The 6,721-nt window shown below is 45.7% G+C and carries 4 protein-coding genes and 1 pseudogene; all 5 read left to right on the forward strand.

Going from position 1 to position 6,721, the window contains the following annotated elements:
- Nucleotides 1–1,917: DUF2345 domain-containing protein (locus tag AACQ38_RS23240; RefSeq protein WP_165579196.1), on the forward strand; the 1,917-nt coding region annotated here is incomplete at its 5' end.
- Nucleotides 1,918–1,920: 3 nt separating this feature from the next.
- On the forward strand, nt 1,921–3,534 hold the full coding sequence (locus tag AACQ38_RS23245) for an esterase/lipase family protein (RefSeq protein ID WP_165579197.1): 1,614 nt from the start codon (nt 1,921–1,923) through the stop codon (nt 3,532–3,534).
- Nucleotides 3,535–3,632: 98 nt separating this feature from the next.
- Nucleotides 3,633–4,637: a T6SS immunity protein Tli4 family protein gene (locus tag AACQ38_RS23250; protein WP_339367086.1), complete on the forward strand. Its 1,005-nt coding sequence runs from the start codon at nt 3,633–3,635 to the stop codon at nt 4,635–4,637.
- Between the two features lie 553 nt (nt 4,638–5,190).
- Nucleotides 5,191–6,309, forward strand: a complete 1,119-nt coding sequence (locus AACQ38_RS23255) for a hypothetical protein (protein ID WP_165579198.1) — start codon at nt 5,191–5,193, stop codon at nt 6,307–6,309.
- Nucleotides 6,306–6,721: pseudogene (locus tag AACQ38_RS23260) on the forward strand (ImcF-related family protein); the annotation flags it as partial. The gene AACQ38_RS23255 and the pseudogene AACQ38_RS23260, both read left to right, overlap by 4 nt.

Raw genomic sequence — 6,721 nt, forward strand, 5'->3', positions numbered from 1 at the left:
GAGTTTTACGACGACCAGCGTGACTACCAGTTCAATGTCTACCTGCCTGCCCGCAATCCGTCAGGTATGCACGGCGAGGAGGACGCGGTGGTGTGGGGCATGGAGACCGCGTATCAGGTGGTGGAGGAAAAAATTGCGACTCGGAATTATGACTACCACGATGCCCGGCCGTATCCCGGCTTGAACACTGAGGCGGATGTGACACGGGGCGATCGAACGACTTATGGCGAAGCGTACCATTACCGTGACGACTACCGGATACCCGGTGATCGTTACGCCTATCAGCCGGAGACGGAAAGTGGGGTGTTTTATGCCCGTTTGCATCACGAACGTTACCTGAATCAACGCATTCGCCTGCGGGGAATGACCACTTCCGCTACGCTGGTGCCGGGGCAGGAATTGAAAGTGAAAGGTGACGCCCCGGAAACGTTTCGCAAAGGGGCGATCATCACCCAGATCACCAACAGTGCCCGCCGGGACAGCAGTTTTGAGATGACATTCACGGCTATTCCCTATTCCGAGACCGTGTGCTTTCGCCCGGAGCGGGTGCCGAAACCGGTGATGGCCGGCACGATACCCGCGCGGGTGAGCAGTACCAAAGTGAATGATACCTACGGCGATATCGACAAAGACGGCTTATATCGGGTGGCGTTTAACTTTGACCGGGAGAAATGGCCGCAAGGAGGCGAAAGCTTGTGGGTGCGTCTGGCGCGCCCGTATGCGGGAGAGAACTATGGCTTTCACTGGCCGTTGCTGGAAGGCACTGAAGTGGCGATCGCCTTTGAAGGGGGCGACCCGGACCGGCCCTATATCGCCCACGCGTTGCACGACTCAGTGCACCCGGATCACGTCAATCTCTACAACTACAAACGCAACGTTCTGCGCACCCCGGCGAATAACAAACTGCGGATGGATGACGAACGCGGTCGGGAACATATCAAACTGAGTACCGAGTACGGCGGTAAAAGCCAGTTGAACCTCGGTCATCTCGTTGATAGCCAGCGCCCACACCCGGATAAACGGGGAGAAGGCTTTGAGCTGCGAACCGATGACTGGGGCGCGATTCGGGCCGGTAAGGGGTTGTTTATCAGTGCGGATAAACAGGCCCGGGCGGGCGGTGAAGTGCTGGAGATGGAGGCGGCGCTGAATCAACTTCAACAAGCGCAGACCTTAACCGAGGCATTATGCGGCGCGGCTGAAATGGCTAAAGCGGAACTGGCGGATTTGCAACAACAGAAGGCGCTGTTAAGTGAAACGTTAGCCGAGCTGAAAAAATCCGCGTTGTTACTCTCCGCGCCAGAAGGGATCGCGCAGACGACGGCAAAAAGCCTCCAGTTGGCGGCCGGGGGAAATATTATCGCCACCAGTGGGAGAAGTACCGATTTCAGCGTATTGAAAAAATTCACGGTAGCGGCAGGTGAAAGGATCAGCCTGTTTGCCCAAAAACTGGGCATCAAACTGTTTGCCGGCAAAGGCCGGGTAGAGATTGAGGCGCAGGGTGATGAGATGGGGCTGGCGGCACTGAAAGATATCACGGTGAATAGCCATGAGGGCAAAGTGATCATCAGTGCCAAACAGGAGATCTTACTGGTCAGTGGCGGTGGTTATATCCGAATAGGGAATGGTCAGGTGGAGTGTGGTGCGCCCAATCACATCATCCAACGGGCGGCAGTGTGGCAGAAGTTTGGCGGGCAGAGTGTTAGTCAGACAGTACAGCAATGGCAAACCGCGAATTATGCGGTAACGCCGAAAGCTGTACGGGCTTATAAGATTTCTCCGTTAGCCCGTCAAAATATGCAGTTCCATGCCGAAGATGGCGGCGTACGGGCATTATCAACCATACAGAATGGAAAAACCCCCTTGCAAAAGCAGGTTGGGGTGGAAATCAGTCAATTGAAAATAAAAGACGAGGAGTAAATGATGAGTGAACCGAAGGAAAACGAGATTTTTATTCACCCTGAATATGATGAACTGGGCCTCCCTTATTACAACGTGCCGAATGCCAGAATTGAAGAAAATCTGGTGGCGACTTGTTTGAAATACGCGACTAAAGTCATCCCGGTAATTTTCCTGCCGGGGGTGATGGGGAGTAATTTGAAATCGACAGAGGGGGAGTCAGTTTGGAGGCTAAACAGGATATTAAGTTTTGATGTTTTAGGTTGGATGTGCTCGGGTGCGTCTTACAGGAAGAAAACTTTAGACCCGAATAAAACAAAGGTTGATGATTCCGGGGATATCACGCCTGATCACACTGAGAAGAATAAATTCCAGACTTGCCAGCAGCGCGGTTGGGGGGAAATAGCTCATATGAGCTATGGCACTTTCCTGCCCTGGCTTCAAGCGGTGTTGGATGATGAGCGTCTGGCCTTTGAGTACTGTCTGGCAGAGAAGGGGGAAAAAACCCTTCGGCAACGTATGGTTGATATGAACCTGAATGCGGAGTGGGGGGAAGAGCCGCTGACCGAGGCCGAGGTTGACCATAGTTATGATTTTCTCTACCCGGTTCATGTGATGGGCTATAACTGGTTGCAATCCAATAAAGATTCAGCCAAGAGGCTGGCGGAATATGTGGATAAGGTTTTAGCTTTCTATGGTAAACGGTGTGCAACCAAAAAGGTAATTTTAGTCACTCACTCAATGGGAGGGCTGGTTGCTCGTTATTATTCAGAACTGCTGAATGGCAGAGATAAAATTTTAGGCATTGTGCATGGAGTGATGCCTGATACCGGTTCACCCATGACTTATAAAAGGATGAAAACCGGTGAAGATGGAATGGTTGGACTGGTTATCGGCAGTAATGGCGCGGAGATGACCCCGGTGTTGGCGCAATCTCCCGGCCCATTACAGCTTCTGCCAGGAAAGGAGTATGGTCGAGGCTGGTTACATATCGCTGATGGTAAAATGACGCATAAACTGCCGAAATTAGATCCGTATGAGGAGATTTATCTGGAAAAGGAGTACTGGTGGGGATTATGTGAAACCCGGTTTTTAAACCCGGATAAAAAGGAGAAGTGGAAAGATAATGAAAGCTGGAAAAATTATACACATATTATAGGGAAAAAAGTTAGGCCATTTATTGAAGGATTGAGTGGTAAATACCATCCTAATACCTATGCCTTTTATGGCGCCAGTGAGAAACATCTATCCTATGGGGTTATCTCTTGGGAGGAAGTCAGTAAAGATTATTACAATAAAACGGAGGATTATTCCGGCCTGACCTTTAATCAGCCGATCTATGATCCTTATAACTTGGAGATGGGTACTACACGTATGGTGCAGTTTTCTGTTGGTCCCTCTTTTCAGGATATTGCGGCGAAAACTTTTAAGCTAGCGCCACCAAAGGAGGAAGGAGATGGTACCGTACCGGAACGGGCTGGCCGTATTCCAACCAGAAGATTACGCAGTCAGTTGGCAACAGAAGTTGACCATGAAGGTGCATACAAAGGAAATAACGAGACGGAAGAGACTTTTGCCCGGTTATTCACCTTACGCTCAATTGTGAAGATGGTGCAGACGGTGAAAGGTGAAAATTGAATAGGAAAACGACCTTACTGACTTTAGCGGTTATTTATATCTTGTGGTGGCATATGCCCGTATTTTATTACCCGATTTTAACTGAAAAGGAAAAGAAAGTGACAACAAAAATGTTAGCCAATATGCAGACCCGTTGTGTTGGCCGTTATTTGATAGATCTTCCTGCTGGATTTGACAATATTATTCATGATGGGATATTTATTGGTGATGCGCAAATAGAAACTGAGCGTTTATATCCACCTGCATTTGAGCAGCGGATACGGCTAAGAGAACAGGAGTTAAAGGAGGATAAAACTATTGATCCTAAAGATATGCCCTTTTTGAAAAAAATTTATCGCTTACAGGGGGAGCAAACAGGTGTAATTTTCGATAGGAATGAGGATATTGGTGAGCCCGGTTTTGGCCGGGTGCTGGAAGCACATTTATACGACAATGGTGTTGCATTTAGAATTATAATGAATATAACAGATTTGTCTGATGCTAAATATGCGAGTGATAGGAAAAGTTATATCAGAGCTGGTTTTTATGAGGATGAATTAAATACCACAGATAAAACGATGATGAAAATGAGGAATTTATTATCCAGAATCAGCGGCCGGAAAGATACAGAAATACCTACAGAGGCAGGTACCTGTATTCCTGATGGTTTTATTACTGGCAGTCATGATGAGAAAGAGAATATGACTTTTGTCTATAAGCGAGATGAAAGTGATCATTTTACTTTCAGTGTTGAAATATTGAATGATCTTCAAGAGAAAGACCATCTGTTAGAGCGTCTGGGGGGAATGGAAGGTATGTTTTTGTCCATGCATGCTAAGATAATAAGGAAAGGGAAACGGGAAATTAATGGCACTTATACGGAGGAAGTTTTAACAACTGCGCCGACAGAAAAAATTGAAGAACCGGAAACCAAAATTCCGGGATATAAATTTATTTTAATTGCTAATGAAACAATCGGGGATTATAAGAACCCTTTTGTTAGAATTAATCTGAGAAATGACCGGTCATCCGCAACGCCGTACAGTGAAAATGAACTGATAACGTTTTGGGATGCGGTAACGAGTACTTTTCGTAAAAGGCCCGGTGCTTTTAAACGGCAATAACATGCTTCAAATAAAACCCCTTATAGGGATGTAAGGGTTAACAATCAGCGGAAGGAGAAACCAGATGTTTAAAGAAATAACCAGTTAGTGGGGGTTGATATGATTCATTTTGAGCTTTGGCAACTTGTATTAGGCATGTATCTTTTACTACTATATTACACTTGGCCGATAATTCTGATACTGGATGTATTTACTCTTTATCGGATAAAGAAATGCATTAAAGATAAGGAATACGGGCGTGCGTCACGCTTGATTTTTGCTGCTGTATTCATGAGTGGTTCCCTTATCGCCTTAATAATATGGATAAATTTATATAATTAAACAGATGAGGAGATGATTATGTTTAATATGATTGGTTTCAGTTATATCACTGATCAAAGTAGAATCGTAAGCGTGACAGCATTAACGTTCTATGATAAAGACAAACCGGTTAAATTAATCGGTGGCCTGATTTTTTATTTAAACGCGAAACAGGGTATACATCCAATGGTGATATATGATTGTTGTTGCCCATTTTCGATTCCATTCCCTAGGATAATATCGAGTTATTATTATGAGTTGGCCTATTCCTGAAATACCGGAACTTAAAGCAGTTGCGCCTTTACGTTATCGGTTATGGTTTATCATTTTACTTTTAATATTGATTGTCGGCACATTGGTTTACGCTGTGCTAAAAGACACCACTGATTTCTATCATGCGGCGATTTATAGCAGTTTACCGTCCTTTCTGGTGTGGCTGCTGTTATTTGGTGCGGTATTAAATCGCTATGAGCAATATTGTGCGGCAGCATACGCTTGGGAAGAAGCCAGTGCCGAAACCCGTTTCCAATGGCAGCAATGGAGCAGAAAACAACTGGCGGTGATCGGTAATATTATTCTGACGCCTGAGCAACAAGGTATTGCGCCACTGTTAGGTGATGCGGAAGAGATCCCTGCTTTTCCTGAACAAGGACGGGCATTATCTCTGCCATCGAGCGATAGGCGGCAATTATTGGCTAAAATGGATCAGGATTTTGAACAACAATGTCCGGGTTATCGTTCTCTTTTACGCCAGATTTATATTGCTTCCGACGATCACGCTTCTTATGAATCTGCGATATATCAACAGTGGAAAATAAGCATCTTACCGATAATAAACCGAGATGAGATCGATAAATTATACGATGAGGATGATTTCGAAGGGCTGATAATGGTTATTGCGTTCCAGTGCTGGCCTTCTGAAAATAATAAGAAAGCGTACAGTGAATTTGTCTCGGCTCAATTATTTTCGTCGACAAAATTTGCCACGCAGGAAAAACTCACTGTCCTTGCCGGTATGGGAAGAACATTACCTTCATTACCCGGAGAAATAATCAAAGACTTACAGATATTGTTTGAATATAACCGTATTGATAAAAATAACATGCGGCACCTTTGGATAACGGGTGTCACGAATGATGTCCTGACTGAACTGACAATTAACAGCCATGATTCTGCGTTTAATCTTTTCACCGAAAATTCGGTTCATTTAATCGATCATACTTTTGGTCCTCCGGGGCCGCTATCGATATTTTTGGCATCAGCCATGTTAACTGAGGCAATTAGCCTGACCGGTAGCGATCATATCGTTATCAATCAATTACCAGAGGGGAGCGCTAGCCTCTATTTAATGACTAAGGAATTACATCAATGAAAGTTAATCGTCACCACCAATATGGCTATTTTGGATATATTTTTATTACCCTTAGCCTTGCCGGGATATTTCTCATGTTGATCTACTTGAATAAAACATTACTTGAGGAACGGGGGCTGCTTAAATCCGCATGGTATGCCTACGCCACAGTTTTTCCGCTCTTATTAATAGGCTTATTTAGCAATGCTGTCTGGTGGCATATTCGGCAGAATAAAGCGCAGAAAAAACTCAGACCTGAAACCGAGCGGACAGCGGATCGCTCCAGTCAGTCCGCTTTGGTACTGAGTGACTTGGGCGATCGCATGCGCCTCCGTTACGGGCGGTTCTGGTGGTATAAAGTCCGCATTTTACTGGTGGTGGGCGAAGTGGAACAGGTGGAAGCCATCGCGCCGGGGCTGACCACGACGCACTG

It is taken from the genome of Photorhabdus sp. RW14-46 (genome assembly GCF_963887965.1).
Taxonomy (GTDB): Bacteria; Pseudomonadota; Gammaproteobacteria; order Enterobacterales; family Enterobacteriaceae; genus Photorhabdus; species Photorhabdus laumondii.